Origin of the sequence: Janibacter terrae NBRC 107853 (assembly GCF_001591405.1) — a bacterium.
GTDB classification, from domain to species: Bacteria; Actinomycetota; Actinomycetes; order Actinomycetales; family Dermatophilaceae; genus Janibacter; species Janibacter terrae.
In genome coordinates this window covers 1131150-1149047 of sequence record NZ_BCUV01000007.1, presented here as the reverse complement: position 1 = coordinate 1149047, position 17898 = coordinate 1131150, and the positions used below count along the sequence as shown (strand labels likewise).

Genomic DNA, 17898 nt, shown 5'->3' with positions numbered 1-17898 from the left:
CTCACCCTTCTGACGGTCTGTCGGGCTCTCTCCCCACTGCTTGCCGACGTCTCGGGACGCTGACCACAACTGCACTGGTCAACGAATTACCGATATGGGCGAGTTCGCACGATTCCAGAAGCGATGGGTTGTGCTCCAACAACCGTTCGAGAGCTGCCTCCAACTCCTCATCTGTGACGGCTTCGAGAGCGGCGGTTGACGCGCTCTGGGCGTCTGGATCCTCGATGCGCGCGTTCCTCAGGAGGGCGAATTGTTCGTCCGCGAACTGCTTGGCCATCAGCGCGGCCACGAGCCGGTCCCTGGCCTCCTCGCTGCCCATGCTGGCGCGATAGGCCTCAAGGGTTTGAGCCACGTCCTCAGCGGCTTCACGAACGTTCTCTGGCGCGAGCGCAGTGCCTGTCTCCCGCCGGCGCCAACGTCGTGGCCGCCGGATCCGCTGCCTCACTCGAGTGAGCGTCGGCCGTGCGGCTTCGTGCCACCAGTGGGCGATATCCGTCCGTCTCTCAATGGCCACCGCCACGCCTATCACCAAGAGGGCAGCCACGAGCTCTGCCGTTTCGTCTTGGTCAGTCTTGGTCGTCTCCGCCGTCTCATCGACGTAGATGTACACCGTCTGGGGTTCTCCGGTCGGTTGCTCCTCGTCGTCTTCCACGATGGATTCAAGAACCACGTGCCCCAGGTTGTTGCCACTGTCCCGCGTCAGCGGACTGAAGTCTCCCGGGCTCTTGCGCGAGTGGCTGAGGTCCGCACCGTCCTCCCAGGACACCCACATCATTCGCTTGGGCATGTCATGCCACCTTCGTGAATCTCATGCGCCCACGGCCTCGGCGCGACCATCGACCTCACGCAGGATCTCCACGATCGAGTCGACATGCGTCTCGTCGAAGAGATCATCGGGTCCGGTGGGCGCATGGTCCGTGTACGGGGACTCGAAGAGCCGCCCCGGCGCGACGCTCCCGTTGGACGTCAACTCGTCGACGATCAGGCTCACGAACCGCACCTGGTGCACGTCGAAGCGCGTGCCGTCCAGATAGTCGGCGAAGGCCTCCATCGCCGCTTCGCGTTCAAGCCCGATGAGCGAGCGCACGAAACGACCCAAGCCGTGGGAATGCGCAACCGCACGATCAAGGTCAGCCCGGCCGCCGGCGCCGCTCTCCTCCAGCATCTGCTCGAGTGACGACAAGTCGGCAGTCGTCAGCTGACGATTCCGACGGAGACGCTGCAGGGCGACGTGGCTCTCGTGCTGGTGCAGGTAGGCCGCAACCTTGGCGCGGAAGCGCTCCATGTCCGTTCCGGGCACCGTACCCGGCAGCGCCACCTCGGTAGCGTCGCCGAGCTCGTCGGCGAAGTCCGTGTACACCGGGTTGCGTTTGGTGCGCTCGATGAGACGGACGAGGTCACGGACCCGCAGCCGGGCGAGCTCGAGCATGGGCAGAGTGACGTCGACCCACCACTCGTCGCTCGCGAGCTCTTCGAGGAGCTCGCCCTGGGCTGCCACGGATGGGATCGCCGTCTTGCCCAGCAGCGCGACCGCGACCTCTTGGACGGTCTCGCGCAGCCGCTCGGCAAGGACGAGGTCGCCGTCTAACTGGGCTAGCTGGCGTCGCAAGATGACGAGGTCGAAGCGCTTCGCATCCTCGTCGTCGTCCCGGACACCCGACGGGAGGCCGGCCAGATGCTCGACGAGGTCGTTGGCCTCCTCGATCGAAACGGAGTCCCACGCGGCGCGTTCCCCGTAGCGCTCGACCCATTCGCGGTGCGGGCGGACGAGGAAGTTGTCGAGGTTCATCCCAGCGACCGCTCGGTGCAGGAGGTCCGCCGCCGACGCGCGAAGGGAGGCATCCCCCTTCGTCCGACCCAGTGCGGTGATCAGGGCAACTCGTCCCTCGAACAGGCGTTGGGTGAGGGACTTTTGCAGCGATCCCTCGGAGCCCGGGAGGTCCTGGCTGAAGAACTCGAGGTTGCCGCAGAAGTCGAAGACGAGAAAGTCTTGCTTGTCCTGCCCGGGTCCGAAGAGGCCCGGTCGCAGGCGGGTGCCTCGCCCGATCATCTGCCAGAACTTGCTCTTGGACCGCACGACCTTGAAGAAGACGAGGTTGACCACGTCGGGCACATCGATCCCCGTGTCGAGCATGTCGACCGAGATCGCGATGTGCGGCGCCTTGCCGGGGACCGAGAAGTCGTCGATGAGGCTCTGTGCGTAGGGCGTGCCGTGCGTGATCGTCCGCGCGAACTGCCCGCCGTACTCGGGCCACGCGATGTCGAAGCGCTGCTGGATGAAGTCGGCGTGCTGCTGGCTCTTGGCGAAGATGATCGTCTTGCCGAGCCGGTCACCGCCAGCGACCTTGTATCCGTCCGCCATGAGCGTCGCGAGCACCTTGTCGACGGTGTCCTCGTTGAAGAGGAAGCGGTTGAGCTCTTCGGCGCCCACCTCCCTCGGCGGGCCATCCTCGCCCCAGTCCAGCAGGTCCCACTGGTCCTTTTCTTCATCGCTCAGGTCGTCGTAGCGGATTCCCTGACGGAGGAACTTCGTGCCGACGGAGACTCCCTTCGGCGGGACGAGATAGCCGTCGGCGACGGCCTCGTCGAGGCTGTAGGCGTCGGTGGGAACGCCGTCCTCGAGGTGGAAGAGTCGATAGGTGTTGTGGTCGACCTCGTCCTTGGGTGTGGCAGTGAGCCCGACGAGCAGACCGTCGAACCAGTCGAAGATGGTGCCGTACTTCTGGTAGACGGACCGGTGGGCCTCGTCGATGACGACGAGGTCGAAGTACCCGGGGCCGAACTTCCGCTTGACCACGCTCGGGTCGGCGTCGTCGGAGAGCTCGTTGATGAGGTTCATCATCGTCGGGTAGGTCGAGGCGTAGACCCGCCCGGAACCGCTCCTGTTGGTCACGAGGTTGACGGTCGCCACGTCGGGCAGGTGCTCGGTGAACGCCCGGGCCGCCTGACTCACCAAGACCGTGCGGTCGGCGAGGAAGAGCACGCGCTTGACCCAGCCGGCGCGCATCAGCTGGTCGACGAGGGCGATGGTCGTGCGCGTCTTGCCGGAGCCGGTGGCCATGACGAGCAGGGCGTCACGTTGTCTGCGGTCGAAGGCGTCGCCCACCGCAGCGATGGCCCGCACCTGGTAGGGCCGACCGGCGATGTCCGGGTTCACTCCCTCCCCGGCGAGCGGACGTCGGGTCTGCCGCCGCTGGATGAGCAGCTCGAGCTCGTCCCGGGTGAAGAAGCCCTGGATTTCTCTCGGCGGATAGGCGCTGGCGTCGTCCCAGAGCCAGTGCTGCATCCCGTTGGTGTAAAAGACCATCGGGCGGCGGCCGAACTCCGCCTCGAGCCGATCGGCGTAGAGCCTCGCCTGCTGCTGACCAATGCCCGCGGACTTCGTGGTGCGCTTGGCCTCGACGACGGCGAGGGGCAGCCCGTCGCTACCCCAGAGCACGTAGTCGACGTAGCCGGCACCCGACTCGTTGGGCATCCCCGAGACCTCGTACTCACGGTCCCGGGGTTCGGCGAGTGGCCAGCCGGCTTCGCCGAGGAGCAGGTCGATCAGGTCGCTGCGGGTCTGCGCCTCGTCGTAGTTATGGGTGTCGACGGTCTGCGTCTTGGCGGCCTGAGCGGCAGCAACCTCGGCCTTGAGACGCTCGATCTCAGCGTCCTTGGCGGCCGCCAACTCGTCCTTGGCCGCAAGCTGCGCGGCATGGGCCTCGTCCTGGGCCTTGATCCTGGCCGCGAGCTTGATCAGCTCGTCGCGGGTGAGCGGCGCAGTCTTCTGCGCGAGCCCCGGGTCGAAGGCCGTGCCCATCGGCACGGAGCTGGGGGACGTGGAGTAGCGGAAGGCGGCCCAGATGACGATGTGGTGCAGCTCGCGAAGGGAGGTGAGCGCCGCGTGTGCAGGGATCGGCGTGGCGTCATGGACGGCCTTGTTGCCAAGGTTGCGGACGAGGTTGAGCTTCTGGGTGATTGATGGCCCGGTCTTCGCCTTGAACCCGGGCTCGTTGACCCGGGCCGCGAGGTCGTCCTTGTAGGGGACTGGCAGCGCCATGAGGTCGTAGAGGTGGTGCACGACGTCCTCGGTCGCGCGCCGCGCGTAGAAGCACGCCGTCCTCGGGTCGCTCGCGAGGTAGGACTCGGCGCGCACGCAGTCGGCGTGGACGCTCGGCCACTCGGCCTTGATGAAGGCGAAGTTGCTCACCTGATCTCCTCTCTCGATGCCCCTGACCCAGAGTGTCAGATGGTCAGGACCGGTGGGAGGCACCGACGCTGTCGGCGTGAGGAGCCAAGATGGACGTCATGAGTCCGGACCGTCGCCAGCGCCGCAAGAAGTCTGCGTCGGCCCCCGCTCCGGCCGTGGCGCACGCTCGGCCTTCGGCCGATGCCGTGCACGAGATCGTCTTCTTCCGCCGGCACCCGACCGACGACCCTCACCGGCGGACGCCCGGCCGCGAAGCCCTCAATGCTTGGCCGACGAAGGTGCGGGCTACTGCGCGCGCCGCCCTGAGGGCCGTGGCGGAGGCCCCGCCCAAGAGGTTCGCCGGAGGTGGCTACTGGGAGGCGATGCACGGCGAGATGACCGGCTGGTTCGAGGTGCGCGTCGACGGGCCGGGTCGACGTCACTACCGCCTCTTCTGCCGCCTGGACTACGAAGCCGAGGGCCGCCACAATCCTCTGCTCGTGGTCATCGACGGCAGAGACAAGCCATTCAGGACCGCGCTGACCGACTCCGACTACGCGCAGGTCCGGACCCTCGGAGACGAGTACTTCAGCCGCAACCCGAGGTCGGTCGTCTGACCCGTCAGCGCCCCACGGTGTGCTTCAACGACGTGGCACGGATGCGGTGGATCTCCCGGGCGAAACGCTTGGTGGCAGTGAACCGCTTGTCCCTCAGCGGCTTGGTCACGACTGCGCGCTCCTCCTCCGACATCGGCTCGACCGTGATCCGCATACCCACCGCCGCGGCGACCTCAGCCAGTGTGCCGAGCGTCGGGTTGGCACCGCCCGAGGTGAAGAGGCGGCGCATCGTCGCCGGTTCGGTGTGAAGCGCGCGCGCCAGCTCAGCCTTGCTCAGGCTCTCGGCCTCGCGCGCCTCATCCAAGGCGTTGACCACGGAGTCGATCGTCGCGATGCGGACCGATTCGGCGATGTACGCCTGACGAAACTCCGGGTCCTCCAGATCGCGGGACAGGTCGTCCCAGAATGCACTGCTCATGTCGGTCACCCCTTCCCGTCAAACGTACCATTGATGTTACGCGTGCCGGAAGAGTTCGCACGGAGCTACTCGAAGAAGTCCTCGTCCACCTCGACGATCTGGACCGACCGCCGCACCTGCACGCCGACGCCGTACCTGATCATCAGCGTCGCGAGACGCTGCCCGTCGACGAGGACGACCCGCGTGGCGACACCGTCGGCGTAGCTGCGGGCCCCGCCGCTGAAGCGCCCGGTCGTGATGAAGACGCCCTGGTTGGCGGCCTGACCGTGCAGCGCTCCGACGAAGCCCTGGATCTCGGGTCGCCCGACTGCGGTGTCGAGGGCGTAGCGCTTGGCCTGCACGTACACCCGACTCAGGCCGAGGGCGTCCTGGTCGATGATCCCGTCGATGCCGCCGTCGTTGGACAGCTGGGTACGGGTCGCGGCGCCGTCCGCTCCCCCGTAGCCCATGGCCATGAGGAGGTCGAGCACGGCCTGCTCGAAGAAGGCGGGATCGTTGGCGTGCAGCCGGGTGAGCAGCTCGACGGCGACGTCGGCGTGGATGCGGGCGATGCCTTCCTCGACCTGTTCGGTCGGGTCGACCTCGGGGGTGGTCGTCACGACCTCTACTCCCGACGCACTGTCGGTGGCCTTGGTCGTCCACCACGTGTCGCCGGGCCGCGCATGCTGCCGCAGCTCGATCTCGGAGATGCCCGAAGGGTGGTCGGCCAGCAGTCGTCGTCCCATCTCGGTGATGCGATAGTCGCCACGCGCCGGCCGTTCCAGTGCCCCGACGCGGTAGAGGTACGACACCGCCCACCCGATGCGGTTGTCGGCCTTGGGCACTCCCGAAGGGAGGACAGTCGCACGTTGGTCCTCGGTGAGAACCGCCGCAGCCACGTCGGTCCGGACGGAGCGAAGGGAGCGCACTTCACCGTCTGACTGGAGCTCCAGGACTGGGATCATGAACTGGTCCCACGACGGAAGAGCAACCATCAGAGCTCGTCCTTGAACGCGCGGGATTGAAGTGAGGCGAAGAGTTCTTCGTCCGCTTCTAGAGCATTCTTGATCGCAACTCTTTGGGCATCAACGACGCGGACTCGAGCCGCGAAAGCCTCTTGGAGCCCAAGCGGTACGTCAGGCACCGGCACCCGCCGCAGGTCACCGATATTGATGCCCCGCACGGCCACTCCCTTGGTATGACGCACCAACCATCGCTGGAGGCCGAGGGTTTCGATGGCCCCCCGGACGTAGACGGCAGACGCCTCGTTGTTGATCGCGATCCTCGCCGAGTCTTGTGTGACGTTGCCGCCATCAAGCGACTCAGGAACCCTTGCGAAACGCCCAACATGCCCTCGTATCGATATCAGGAGGTCGCCGGTGCGAATGGTCGATCGACGGTAGGCGTGGGCGATCTCTGGCGTTGTGCGACGAACCGCTTCCACGTTGATGTCGCCATTTTTCATGTCCGCTACACGAACATAGGGGACGCCTCCATCGATATCAGGCCCCGGTTTCAGGATTCCGTACGTGATCGGCTTGTCGACATCAACCCAAGCTGCCAATGGGCGAGCCGCTTCGACCCCGCCATCAGAAGTCGGATCACCGAACATATCGTGGAAGATCGACCGGGAGAGATCGTCGAGGTGGGCGAGGACCTGGCGACGCTTGGCGCGAAGGGCGTCGGCGTGGTCGAGGATAGCGGCGATCCTCTGCTGCTCGTGGAGCGAGGGTAAGGGCACCTGCAGTGACTCGAGATAGGCCGCGGGGACACGCCTTTGCCCGCCGCTGCCAGTCATACGCAGTTCGCCGCGGGCGCGAACTTCTGGTCGCCTCAGGAAATGCAGGAGATAACGAGGGTCGGTGGCTTCTGTGGCTCGCACCACATGAAACTCAGTGGAGCCCACACCCACCTCATGGTCTAGGTGGGCTTGACCTACCTTTCCGTTTTCCCAACAGGGGGTGATCTTGGCTACGAGAACGTCCTGGTCACGAAAGACCGTGTACCCCTTCGACACCGAATCAAATTGCACCGTTTCACGCGCCTTTGCTACCGCTCCCTCAGCGCTCAACTCAGCCATCCCCACGAAGCTCACCGGCTCTTGGGCGGCGATGGGCACAGCACGAGGATTGATCTCAGCCACCTCGGCCAAACGTGCGAACCTCACGACAGTATCGCCTTCAGCTCCGCGCGGACTTCATCGATCTCCGCCTCAAGCGCCTCGATGTCCGCGATGATCTTCCGCGGTGCGCGGTGCTCCACTTCGTCGTGGACGACCTCCTGATAGCGGTTCACCGAAAGGTCATAGTCCTGGGCGACGATGTCTTCCTTCGGCACGGTGAACGACTGGTTGGTGCGGGCGCGGCCAAACTCGGGCCAGGCTTCGAGGCTTGTTCCTCGCTCCTCAGCCAGCGGGGCGGGCTTGGCCTGCCAGCGGGCGAGAACGTCGGGGAGGTCGTTCGCGTCGATCGGGTTGCGCTTGTCGTCGAGCGAGAAGCCGTCGGCCCGCACGTCGTAGAACCACACGTCATCGGTGCCGCCGGAGTCCGTCCTCGTGAAGAAGAGGATCGCCGTCGAGACACCGGCGTAGGGCTTGAAGACGCCGGAGGGGAGCTTCACGACGGCGTCGAGCTTCTGCTCCTCGACGAGGATCTTGCGCAAGGTCTTGTGCGCCTTCGACGAGCCGAAGAGGACACCCTCCGGCACGATGACCGCGGCGCGCCCACCGGGCCTGAGAAGCTTGAGGAAGAGCGCGAGGAAGAGCAACTCGGTCTTCTTCGTCTTGACCACGCGCTGGAGGTCCTTGGCCGTCGCCTCGTAGTCGAGCGATCCGGCGAAGGGCGGATTCGCGAGGATTAGCGAGTACTGCTCCTCCTCGCTGCTCGCGCCTTCGGAGAGCGAGTCCCGGTAGCGGATGTCGGGAGCCTCGATGCCGTGCATCAGCATGTTCATGCTGCCGATCCGCAACATGGTCGAGTCGAAGTCGTAGCCGTGGAACATGCTGTTGTGGAAGTGCTGCCGCTGCGTGACATTCGTCAGTGCTGACGGGTGATGCTCGCGGACGTACTCGGAGGCGGCGGCGAGGAATCCCGCTGTGCCGCAAGCCGGGTCGCAGATCTCGTCCTCGGGGGTGGGCGCCGTCATGGCGACCATCAGCTCGATGATGTGGCGCGGCGTACGGAACTGACCGTTGGTACCGGCTGAGGCGATCTTCGACAGCAGGTACTCGTAGAGGTCACCGTTGGTGTCACGGTTGTCCATCGGGATGTCGTCGATGAGGTCGACGACCTTGGACAACAGCGCAGCAGTCGGGATTGTGTAGCGGGCGTCCTTCATGTGGTCGGAGTAGGTCGAGCCCTCACCGCCGAGCGTGTGGAGGAAGGGGAAGACCTCCCGGACCATCGTCTGGTGCGCCTCGGCAGCCCCGGCGTTCTTGAGGTGCTGCCACCTCAGGTGGGACTGCCCGGGCAGGAAGATCGGGTACTTGATGCTGCCAGTGACGCGGGCCTTCTTCTCCTTGAGCGTCTGCAGCTCGTCCAGCCGCCTGATGAAGAGCAGGTAGGTGATCTGCTCGATGACCTCCAGCGGGTTGGAGATCCCGCCACTCCAGAAGGCGTTCCAGACGGTGTCGATCTTGCTCTTGAGGTCTCCGGTGATCACGAGCGTCAGGCTACTGCGGCGGAAACCCTGGCTGTGCATGACCGCCGCAGTCGTGGCCGCGATCGCCGCCTGCGTCGTGACTGGTCTTGGGCTCACACCTGGCTGGAGAAGGTCCAGAAGCATCGACTACGACATCTACCCGGCTAAGACTCGACCACCCGTCGGCCGGTCCCGGGGGGCTGCCGCGGGTGCTCGAGTTGATCCCGCGCCTGTTCGGCATTCATCTCGTCCCCTTGGGCGGCGATGCGCTCGGCCACGTCGCGCCGCTCGGGGTGGCTCGTCAGGGTCCACCACTGCACCGTGACCGAGCGGTCGTCGGCCAGCGCCAGCACCGTCTCGGGAGAGAGGCGCCGAGAGATGGCGGCCGCCGACCGAACCTCGGCGCGGCGGTCGCGTGCGAGGCCCTCCAACAGGTCGTCGGGGACCGCGACGTTTTGTGCGAGAGCCGCCCGCACCCGCGCTGCCTCGTCGGCAGCGAGCCGAGCCACCACGCGTTCGTCGGTGACCACCTGCGCCAGGAATTCGCGGACCTCGGGCTCAGGGTCGGCGAGAATCCGCTCGAGGTCTTCGGGCGTCAGGTCGTCACGCTGCGCAGCGAGGGCCCGTGTCTCACGATCAGTGCAGGACAACGCGACTCGTCGGGCGGCCGCGCTGGGATTGTCCACGACGCCGAAGCGCACCTGCCACCTCTCGTCCTCCACCAACAGAGCGAGGACCTCCGACGGGGTCGACGGGTTCTGCGCCACGGCCGCGCGGACCTTGGGGGCACGATCCGTCGCCGCATCGCGAAGGACATCAGTGTCCGCATCGGGGTCGGCTGCAGCGCGAGCACGATCGGCGATCGAGGGCATGGGCTCATCCTGCCCGGTGCGAGGTCTGGAGGCCACGCAGGCAGACCGCCTGCGGACATTGACTAACGGTGGTCAGGCACCGCGCAGGTCGTGGTGGACCCAGACATTCGGCTCGACGTACACCGCGTGGTCGTTGGCGACGTCGACGTGCACCGGGGCGAGACCCCCTTCGACATCGAGGCGACCATCCGCGTCGAAGGGCAGGCCGGTCCACTCCCGCCACTGCGCGAGCGTCCCCGGGATCGTCATCGACAGCGGCGCGACCTGCACGATCCGGCCACCGAGCCGGACGTGAGCGCGCAGCCACGGGTCGACCGGGAGCCCGTCCTCGCGCACCCGCCGCGCGTACTCGTCCGCGCCGGTGCGCGGCTCGAGCCACTTGCGGGTCGGCCGCACCGGGCCGAAGAGGTCCCGGCAGCCCAGCGCCGCGTACCGCCGGCGCGCCTCCGCTAGCAGCGCACCGCTCAGGCCCTCGCCCCGCCGGCCCACCGCCACCCGCGCCTCGATGAGGCTGATGGTCGAGAGGTCAGGGGTCGCCTCCTTCGCCACCATCCACTCTGCCCGCTGGAGCGCGTGGTCCCACCCCCGGGGCGGGAGCGAGTCGACGCCCGCCTCGAACGCGACGGCGTGCAGCCGCGCGACCGCCACGTCACCGTCCATGACGACGAGGTGCAGCTGCGGGAAGCCGTCGACCACCGCCTCGTACGCGCGGTCCGACGTCGGGTCCTGGAGCATGAAGGTCGGCCAGTCCCCCTCGATCGACCAGAAGGCGTCGACGAGGTCCGGGCGCTCGGCGAGGGAGTGGGTCCGCATCAGGCCATCCAAGACGAAGGGGGAGGAAAGGACCACTGGGTTTTCGCTGGGTAGGGTCGGCCCATGACGGATCGCGACTTCCGCAACCTCTACCGCCACGGCTTCGCGCGGGTCGCTGCGTGCACGCTCCCGGTGACGATGGCCGACCCGCACGCCAACGCGGAGGCGGTCCTGACGCGGGTGCGCCACCTCCACGAGCGCGGCACGGCGGTCGCGCTCTTCCCGGAGCTGGGCCTCACCGGGTACGCCGTCGACGACCTCTTCCTGCAGGACGTGCTCCTGCGCGACGTCGAGGCCGCCCTCGTCCACCTCGCCGAGCAGACCGCCGACCTGATGCCGCTCGTCGTCGTGGGCGCCCCCCTTCGCCACCGCAACCGTCTGTACAACTGCGCGGTCCTCATCCACCGCGGCGAGGTCGTCGGCATCGCGCCCAAGGCCTACCTGCCCAACTACCGTGAGTTCTACGAGAAGCGGCACTTCGCGGCCGGGGCCGGCATCGTCGACGAGTGGTTCCGGCCGACCTTCGCCACCGGTGACGCGGCGGAGGTGCTCGACGGCGTCCCCTTCGGCACCGACGTCCTCGTCCACGTCGACGACGTACCGGGCCTCGTCGTCCACGCCGAGGTCTGCGAGGACATGTGGGTCCCGGTCCCGCCGAGCCACGCGGCGGCCCTCGCCGGTGCGACCGTCCTGCTCAACCTCTCCGCCTCCCCCATCACCGTCGCGCGCGCCGACGACCGGCACCTGCTCGCCCGGTCCGCGTCGATGCGCTGCAACGCGGCCTACCTCTACGCGGCGGCCAGCGAGGGCGAGTCGAGCACGGACCTCTCCTGGGACGGCCAGACCATGGTCTACGAAGGGGGAGACCTCCTCGGCGAGTCCGAGCGCTTCCCCGCCGGTCCCCGCGAGACCCTCGTCGACGTCGACGTCGACCGGCTGCGGCAGGAGCGCATGCGCCAGGGCAGCTTCGACGACAACGCGGTCGGCATCGGCGTCGACGTCGCGCCCTTCCGCGAGGTCCACATCGAGCTCGACCCACCGACCGGCGACCTCGGCCTGCTCCGCGCGCTGGACCGCTTCCCCTTCGTCCCCGACGACGAGGCCCGGCTGGCCCAGGACTGCTACGAGGCCTACAACATCCAGGTGTCCGCCCTCGAGCAGCGGCTGCGCGCCATCGGCGGCCCCGACTGGGAGCCGAAGATCGTCATCGGCGTGAGCGGCGGGCTCGACTCCACCCACGCCCTGCTCGTCGCGGCCAAGGCGATGGACCGGTTGGAGCGCCCGCGCACCGACATCATCGGCATCACGATGCCGGGCTTCGCGACGAGCGACCGCACCAAGACCAATGCCGTCGCGCTCATGGAGTCGCTCGGCATCACGTGGGAGGAGCTCGACATCCGGCCCACGGCCACCCAGATGCTGCGCGGCCTCGGCCACCCCTACGGGCTCGACCCCGAGGCGGACCACCCGGACGGGGTCTACGACGTCACCTTCGAGAACGTGCAGGCCGGGCTGCGCACGGACTACCTCTTCCGCATCGCCAACCAGCGGGGGGGGATCGTGCTGGGCACCGGCGACCTGTCCGAGCTGGCCCTCGGCTGGTGCACGTACGGGGTCGGCGACCAGATGAGCCACTACGGGGTCAACGCGGGCGTGCCCAAGACGCTCATGCAGCACCTCGTGCACTGGGTGGCCGACTCCGGCCAGCTGCCCGAGGTCTCGCAGACGCTGCTGTCGGTGCTCGGCACCGAGATCTCCCCCGAGCTCGTCCCGAGCAAGGACGCGGACCGGCCGCAGTCGACCCAGGACAGGATCGGGCCGTACGCGCTGCAGGACTTCACCCTCTTCCACGTGCTGCGCCGTGGGGACCGGCCGAGCAAGATCGCCTTCCTCGCGGAGCAGGCGTGGTCCGACGCGTCGCGCGGCACCTGGCCGAGCTCGGTCGCCGAGGAGGACCGCGGCGCCTACGACCTGACCGAGATCAGGAAGTGGCTGCTCGTCTTCGTCCAGCGGTTCTTCGACAACCAGTTCAAGCGCTCGGCGCTGCCCAACGGGCCCAAGGTGCTGCCGGGCGGCACGTTGTCACCGCGGGGTGACTGGCGGATGCCGAGCGACGTCGCCGGCACCCGCTGGGTCGCGGACATCGAGGACAACGTCCCGACGCAGTGACGAAGGGGGGCGCTCCCCCCTTCGTCACGGGGTCACTTGATGCCGATCGAGGGGCTGTCGGTCGCCGTGTCGCCCTCGGCGTAGGTGTAGCTGCCCATGCCCATCTTGCTCATGACGACGCCGACGACGATCGTCACGACGGTCAGGATGACGGCGAGGATGCCGAGCATCGGGCTCAGGGCGATGACGGCCCACGTGCCGACGGCCGCGGTGATGACACCGAGGACGAGGACGGCGTACCACGCGGCGTTCTGCGCGTGGCCCAGGTCCTCGACGGCGTGCGGCCCGGTCGGCGGGTGGGACAGGCGAGGGTGCTTGCTCATGGCGCCCATCATCCCATGAGGCGACGCCTCGTGGACAAGGCCTCTGCCCTCACGTCCGCGGGCCTGCGAGATCGCGCAGGTCACGCCGTACGACCTTGCCGTTGGCGGTCCGGGGCAGCGCCTCCAGCACGCGCACCTCGCGGGGCCGCTTGTAGGGGGCGAGCCGCTCGGCCGCGCGGTCGAGCACGCCCTGGCGCAGCGACTGCGGGTCGGCACCGGCCGTCGGCACGACCCACGCGCAGACCAGGCTGACCCCGTCACCGACGTCGAGCGCCGACACGGCGACCTCGGCGACGCCCGGCGTGCCCGCGAGCGCCTCCTCGACCTCGGCCGGGGAGACGCGGTAGCCCATCGCGTTCATGACGTCGTCGGAGCGACCGTGGTAGGTCAGGTACCCGTCCTCGTCGATCTCGGCGAGGTCACCGGTGACGAACCACTCCCCCCGCAGCACCTCGGCCGTCTCCTCGGGCCGCTGCCAGTAGCCGAGCATCAGGCCCGGGTCGGAGCGGTGGACCGCGAGGCGCCCGATCTCGCCGGGAGGCAGGGGCATCGAGGCATCGAGCCGCTCGGGGTCGAGGACGGCGACCCGGCGGCCGGGCTGGGCGCGCCCCGGGCTGCCGGGGCGCACCGGCACGTCTGGCCCGGTGGAGACGAAGGTCGAGATCTCGCTCATCCCGAGCGACTCGTGCAGCGGCACCCCGGTCGCCTGCGTCCACTCCCGCCACAGGGACGAAGGGAGCGCCTCGCCCGCCACGAGGGCGGCCCGCAGGGAGCGCAGGTCCCACGCCGCCGGGTTCCCGTGGCGCAGCAGGTGGCGGTAGACCCCCGGGACGGCCGCGACGTGGGTCGCCCGGTGGGAGGCGATGATCCGCGGCCAGACCAGGCCGTCCCGCGGACCGTCGTGGACGATCGCGGTCGCGGCACTGGCCCACGGGTCGGTGAGCCCGACGCCGAGCGTGTACGTCCAGTTGAGGGCGCCGGCGTGGAGCATGACGTCGCCCTCCTCGAGCCCGTACCAGCCGCGGTACATCGGCCGCCGGCCCCAGGCGCTGCGGTGGGCGTGGGTCACCCCCTTCGGCCTGCCGGTCGTGCCGGAGGTGTACGTGATGAAGGCCGGCCGGTCCGGATCGCCGAGGTCGTGCTCGGCGCGCTCGCCGCCCGCGACCCAGGTCGCGATGTCGTCGGCCGTGACGACCGGGACTCCCTGCGGGACCACGAGATCGAGGTCGGGGTCGAGCGCGACGGCGGAGGCACCGCAGTCCCGGAGCAGGAGCCCGGCCTCGTCCGCGGTGAGCTGCGAGCTCGTCGGGACCGCGACGAGTCCCGCCGCGATCGCCCCGAAGAAGACGAAGGGGAACTCCGCCCGGTTGCCCATGCGCAGCAGCACGCGGTCACCCGGGTGCAGCCCGAGCCCCAGCAGCCCGGCGGCCACGGCACGCACGGTGTCGTCGACCTGCCCGAAGGTCCACCGAGAGTCGTCGCCGTCGCCGTGCACGACGACGAGCGCGTCCCGGTCCGGGGCCCGCCCCGCAGGGTCGGCGACGCAGTAGACGGACATGCCGAAGGGGGACGGGACCGCCTCGCCCGGGACCGGCCGGACCGGCCAGCGGGCCGCCCCCTCGCCGGCCGTCACGCGGTGTGGGCGTCAGCGACCGACAGCGCCTCGTCGAGGATCGCCAGGCCCTCACGGACCTCGTCGGCGCTCGTCGTGCACGGCGGCACGACGTGGACCCGGTTGCCGGCGACCATCGGCCACAGCCCGGCCTCCTTGCACGCCGCCGCGACCTCACCCATCGGCGCGGACGCCTCGCCCGAGGCGTTGAAGGGCACGAGCGGCTCACGGGTCTCCCGGTCGCGCACGAGCTCGACCGCCCAGAGGACGCCGAGGCCGCGCACGTCACCGACGCTCGGGTGCCGCCCGGCGATCTCGCGCAGGCCGGGGCCGATGACGTCCTCGCCGAGCGCCCGGGCGTGCTCGACGATCCCGTCCCGCTCGAAGATCCGCATCGACGCCACCGCGGACGCGCAGGCGAGCGGGTGTCCCTGGTACGTCAGGCCGCCCGGGTACGGGCGCTGCCCGAAGGTCTCCCGGATCGGCGCGTCGACGATGACCCCGCCGAGCGGGACGTAGCCGGAGTTGACCCCCTTCGCGAAGGTGATGAGGTCGGGCGTGACGCCCCACCGGTCCACGGCGAACCACTCGCCCGCGCGGCCGAAGCCGGCCATCACCTCGTCGGCCACCATGACGATGCCGTGCTCGTCGCAGATCTCGCGGACACCGGCCAGGTAGCCGTCCGGCGGGACGAGCACGCCGTTGGTGCCGACGACCGTCTCCAGGACGATCGCGGCGACGTGCTGGGGACCCTCGACGGCGATCGTCTGCCGCAGGTGCTCCAGCGCGCGCTCGCACTCCTGCTCGTCGCTGTCGGAGTGGAAGGGCGAGCGGTACGGGTACGGGCCCCAGAAGTGGACGACGCCGGTGAACGACGGCTCGCTCCCCCACCGCCGAGGTTCACCCGTGAGGGCCATCGCCCCGGACGTGCCGCCGTGGTAGCTGCGGTAGGCCGCGAGGACCTTGTGCCGCCCCGTGTGCAGGCGCGCCATCCGGATCGCGTGCTCGTTGGCATCGGCGCCACCAGTGGTGAAGAAGACCGAGTCGAGGTCGCCGGGGGCCCTGGCGGCGATCATCGCCGCGGCCTGCGAGCGCGCCTCGACCGCGAACCCCGGTGCCATCGTCGTCATCCGCCCGGCGGCCTCGGCGATGGCCGCGACGAGCTCCGGGTGCTGGTGACCGATGTTGACGTTGACGAGCTGGCTGGCGAAGTCGAGGTAGCTGCGGCCCTCGTGGTCGGTGAAGCGTGACCCCTGCGCCGACGCGACGCCGGGCGGGTCGATGAGGTCCTGGGCCGACCAGGAGTGGAAGACGTGCGCCCGGTCGAGCCGGCGCACCTCGTCCATGTCGAGCGAGGGCAGCAGCTCCCCCATCACATCTCCTCGTGGGTCTCGGGGTCGGCGCCGAAGAGGCGCCCGTCGGGGCGGCCGAGCGCGGTGATCGCCTCGGTCTCGGCGTCGGAGAGGTCGAAGCCGAGCACCTCGAGGTTGGTGCGCTGGCGCTCGGGGTCCGCGGACTTCGGCAGCGGGAGGGAGCCGAGGTGCAGGTGCCAGCGCAGGACGACCTGGGCCGGCGTGACGCCGTGGGCCTCGGCGGCGGCCACGACGGGCGCCGCGTCGAGGAGCTCGCCGCGGCCGATCGGGCTCCACGCCTGGGTGACGATGCCGCGTGCGGCGTCGGCGGCGCGCTGCTCCACCTGCGGGAAGGCCGGGTGCATCTCGATCTGGTTGGACGCGGGCGTCACGCCCGTGGCCTCGATGATCTCGTCGAGGAACCGCGGCGTGAAGTTGCTGACGCCGATGGACCGGACGAGCCCGGCCTCCTTGGCCGCGACGAGCCCCTCCCACGCGCGGACGTAGGACTCCTGCGAGGGGTTGGGCCAGTGGACGAGCACGCTGTCGAGGTACTCGAGGCCCATGACCTGCAGCGAGGTCTCGATGCAGCCCTTGGCGCCGCGGTGGTCGCGACCGGGCACCTTGCTCTGGATGAAGACGTCACCGCGATCCAGGCCGCTGGCGCGCACGGCCTCCGCGACCTCGCGCTCGTTGCGGTAGTTCACCGCGGTGTCGATGAGGCGGTAGCCGACCTCGAGCGCGGAGACCATGGCGCGCACGCCGTCGTCACCGCGGAGCGGGTAGGTGCCGAAGCCGAGGACGGGGACGGAGACGCCGTCCCCCAGGACGCGTGTGGGGAGCTCAACCATGGACCCACGCTAACCAGCCGCGCGTCGCGGTGCGAGCCCCGGTCAGGGTCGGGCAGGAGGGCCCGCCGGCTCACTCCCCGAGCACGGCGAGGAGCTCCCCCTTCGCCTGCGTGTACTCGGCCTCGAGCTGGTCGACGAGGTCGGCCACCGGCAGGACGTCCTCGATGCCCGCGACGGAGTGCCCCGCGCTCCACACGTCGCGCCACGCCTTGGGCGCGATCGTCGACGAGGTGCTGCGCGGCTCCTCCTCGGTGTGCGGGTTGGTCACGTGGGAGACGTCGATGCGCTCCGGCGCGGGCAGGTCGTCGGGGTCGAGGCCGGCCCCGATGATGCTGCGGCGCAGGAAGTTGGCCGGGATCGTGCTGATCGACGGGGTGTAGACGATCTCCTCGGCGCCCGAGTCGACGAGCATCCGGCGGTACTCCTCGGACACGGCCGACTCCTGCGTCGCGAGGAACCTCGTGCCCATGTACGCCAGGTCGGCGCCGGCGGCCTGCGCCGCGAGGACGTCGCGGCCGGAGCTCAGGGCGCCACCGAGGATGAGCGGTCCGTCCCAGACCCGCCGCACCTCGGCGATGAGGGCGAAGGGGTTGAGCCCGCCCGAGTGGCCACCGGAGCCCGCGGAGACGAGGATCAGCCCGTCGACGCCGGCCTGCGCCGCCTTGACGGCGAAGGGAGCGTTGACGACGTCGTGGAAGACGAGACCGCCGTAGGAGTGGACCGCGTCGACGACGTCCTGGGCGGCCCCCAGACTGGTGATGACGAGCGGCACGCGGTGCTCGACGATCTTGGCGAGGTCGGCCTCGATGCGCTTGTTGGTGCGGTGCACGACGAAGTTCACCCCGTACGGCGCGGGCTCGCGGCCGGTGTCCGTCGGCTCCGCGAGCGCGCTCTCGATCTGCGTCAACCAGCCGTCGAACTCCTCCGTCGTGCGCAGGTTGAGCGCGGGGAAGGTCCCGATGACACCCGCGCGGCAGGTGCCGATGACGAGGTCGAGGCCGGAGCCGAGGAACATCGGCGCGGCGATGATGGGCAGGCGCAGTCGGCCCTGGAGCTGGGGGGGCATCGTCATGCCCCCCATC

Annotated in this window: 15 protein-coding genes; 2 read left to right on the top strand and 13 right to left on the bottom strand. The window is 69.2% G+C overall.

The window, feature by feature from the left end:
- Position 1: 1 nt before the first annotated feature.
- Both JT1_RS15210 and JT1_RS15205 read right to left on the bottom strand, forming a co-directional pair.
- Complete coding sequence (locus JT1_RS15210; protein WP_068328391.1) at positions 2–787, bottom strand: hypothetical protein; 786 nt, start codon at positions 785–787, stop codon at positions 2–4.
- Between the two features lie 21 nt (positions 788–808).
- Positions 809–4192, bottom strand: coding sequence for a DEAD/DEAH box helicase family protein (locus JT1_RS15205; protein WP_068328387.1), 3384 nt, complete (start codon positions 4190–4192; stop codon positions 809–811).
- A gap of 98 nt (positions 4193–4290) precedes the next feature.
- Here JT1_RS15205 and JT1_RS15200 point away from each other — a divergent pair, with 98 nt between their 5' ends.
- A complete protein-coding gene (locus JT1_RS15200) occupies positions 4291–4788 on the top strand; it encodes a hypothetical protein (protein ID WP_211596858.1) in 498 nt (165 codons plus the stop codon).
- Positions 4789–4792: 4 nt separating this feature from the next.
- Here the strand turns inward: JT1_RS15200 and JT1_RS15195 are convergent, their stop codons facing one another.
- The 6 genes from JT1_RS15195 to JT1_RS15170 all read right to left on the bottom strand — a co-directional run bounded on the left by JT1_RS15195 (position 4793) and on the right by JT1_RS15170 (position 10509).
- Entirely contained in the window at positions 4793–5206 is a 414-nt protein-coding gene (locus JT1_RS15195) for a helix-turn-helix domain-containing transcriptional regulator (protein ID WP_082807768.1), read from the bottom strand.
- A 65-nt stretch (positions 5207–5271) separates the two neighbouring features.
- Positions 5272–6150, bottom strand: coding sequence for a restriction endonuclease (locus JT1_RS15190; protein WP_369407441.1), 879 nt, complete (start codon positions 6148–6150; stop codon positions 5272–5274).
- 29 nt (positions 6151–6179) lie between these two features.
- Positions 6180–7328 carry a restriction endonuclease subunit S gene (locus tag JT1_RS18030; protein WP_169702028.1) on the bottom strand — a complete coding sequence of 383 codons (1149 nt, stop codon included), beginning with the start codon at positions 7326–7328 and terminating at the stop codon, positions 6180–6182.
- A 20-nt stretch (positions 7329–7348) separates the two neighbouring features.
- A complete protein-coding gene (locus tag JT1_RS15180; protein WP_068329371.1) occupies positions 7349–8845 on the bottom strand; it encodes a type I restriction-modification system subunit M in 1497 nt (498 codons plus the stop codon).
- 143 nt (positions 8846–8988) lie between these two features.
- Positions 8989–9696, bottom strand: a complete 708-nt coding sequence (locus tag JT1_RS15175; RefSeq protein WP_068328380.1) for a hypothetical protein — start codon at positions 9694–9696, stop codon at positions 8989–8991.
- Positions 9697–9768: 72 nt separating this feature from the next.
- The gene (locus JT1_RS15170) at positions 9769–10509 is read right to left on the bottom strand and encodes a hypothetical protein (RefSeq protein ID WP_068328378.1); all 741 of its coding nucleotides are present in this window, start codon (positions 10507–10509) and stop codon (positions 9769–9771) included.
- A 63-nt stretch (positions 10510–10572) separates the two neighbouring features.
- On the opposite strand from JT1_RS15170, the gene JT1_RS15165 reads away from it, so the two are divergent.
- On the top strand, positions 10573–12678 hold the full coding sequence (locus JT1_RS15165; RefSeq protein WP_068328376.1) for an NAD(+) synthase: 2106 nt from the start codon (positions 10573–10575) through the stop codon (positions 12676–12678).
- A gap of 32 nt (positions 12679–12710) precedes the next feature.
- Here the strand turns inward: JT1_RS15165 and JT1_RS15160 are convergent, their stop codons facing one another.
- The 5 genes from JT1_RS15160 to JT1_RS15140 form a co-directional block, all read right to left on the bottom strand.
- Positions 12711–13001, bottom strand: a complete 291-nt coding sequence (locus JT1_RS15160) for a hypothetical protein (protein WP_169702027.1) — start codon at positions 12999–13001, stop codon at positions 12711–12713.
- Between the two features lie 49 nt (positions 13002–13050).
- A complete protein-coding gene (locus JT1_RS15155; protein ID WP_255218339.1) occupies positions 13051–14634 on the bottom strand; it encodes a class I adenylate-forming enzyme family protein in 1584 nt (527 codons plus the stop codon).
- On the bottom strand, positions 14631–15986 hold the full coding sequence (locus JT1_RS15150) for an aspartate aminotransferase family protein (protein WP_068328365.1): 1356 nt from the start codon (positions 15984–15986) through the stop codon (positions 14631–14633). Before JT1_RS15150 ends, JT1_RS15155 begins: the two co-directional genes overlap by 4 nt.
- Positions 15986–16816 (bottom strand): aldo/keto reductase, encoded by an 831-nt coding sequence (locus JT1_RS15145; protein WP_068328363.1) that lies wholly within the window; start codon positions 16814–16816, stop codon positions 15986–15988. The genes JT1_RS15150 and JT1_RS15145 overlap by 1 nt, the downstream gene beginning before the upstream one ends.
- Before the next feature lie 70 nt (positions 16817–16886).
- Entirely contained in the window at positions 16887–17888 is a 1002-nt protein-coding gene (locus JT1_RS15140) for an NAD(P)H-dependent flavin oxidoreductase (RefSeq protein ID WP_068329363.1), read from the bottom strand.
- Positions 17889–17898: the final 10 nt, after the last annotated feature.

Excerpts from the sequence above, each read along its gene's own strand:
- JT1_RS15140 (WP_068329363.1), bottom strand. The coding sequence starts at position 17,888 with ATGACGATGCCCCCCCAGCTCCAGGGCCGACTGCGCCTGCCCATCATC.
- JT1_RS15150 (WP_068328365.1), bottom strand. The coding sequence starts at position 15,986 with ATGGGGGAGCTGCTGCCCTCGCTCGACATGGACGAGGTGCGCCGGCTC.
- JT1_RS15145 (WP_068328363.1), bottom strand. The coding sequence starts at position 16,816 with ATGGTTGAGCTCCCCACACGCGTCCTGGGGGACGGCGTCTCCGTCCCC.
- JT1_RS15160 (WP_169702027.1), bottom strand. The coding sequence starts at position 13,001 with ATGAGCAAGCACCCTCGCCTGTCCCACCCGCCGACCGGGCCGCACGCC.
- JT1_RS15195 (WP_082807768.1), bottom strand. The coding sequence starts at position 5,206 with ATGAGCAGTGCATTCTGGGACGACCTGTCCCGCGATCTGGAGGACCCG.
- JT1_RS15175 (WP_068328380.1), bottom strand. The coding sequence starts at position 9,696 with ATGCCCTCGATCGCCGATCGTGCTCGCGCTGCAGCCGACCCCGATGCG.
- JT1_RS15200 (WP_211596858.1), top strand. The coding sequence starts at position 4,291 with ATGAGTCCGGACCGTCGCCAGCGCCGCAAGAAGTCTGCGTCGGCCCCC.
- JT1_RS15210 (WP_068328391.1), bottom strand. The coding sequence starts at position 787 with ATGCCCAAGCGAATGATGTGGGTGTCCTGGGAGGACGGTGCGGACCTC.
- JT1_RS15165 (WP_068328376.1), top strand. The coding sequence starts at position 10,573 with ATGACGGATCGCGACTTCCGCAACCTCTACCGCCACGGCTTCGCGCGG.
- JT1_RS15190 (WP_369407441.1), bottom strand. The coding sequence starts at position 6,150 with ATGATCCCAGTCCTGGAGCTCCAGTCAGACGGTGAAGTGCGCTCCCTT.
- JT1_RS15170 (WP_068328378.1), bottom strand. The coding sequence starts at position 10,509 with ATGCGGACCCACTCCCTCGCCGAGCGCCCGGACCTCGTCGACGCCTTC.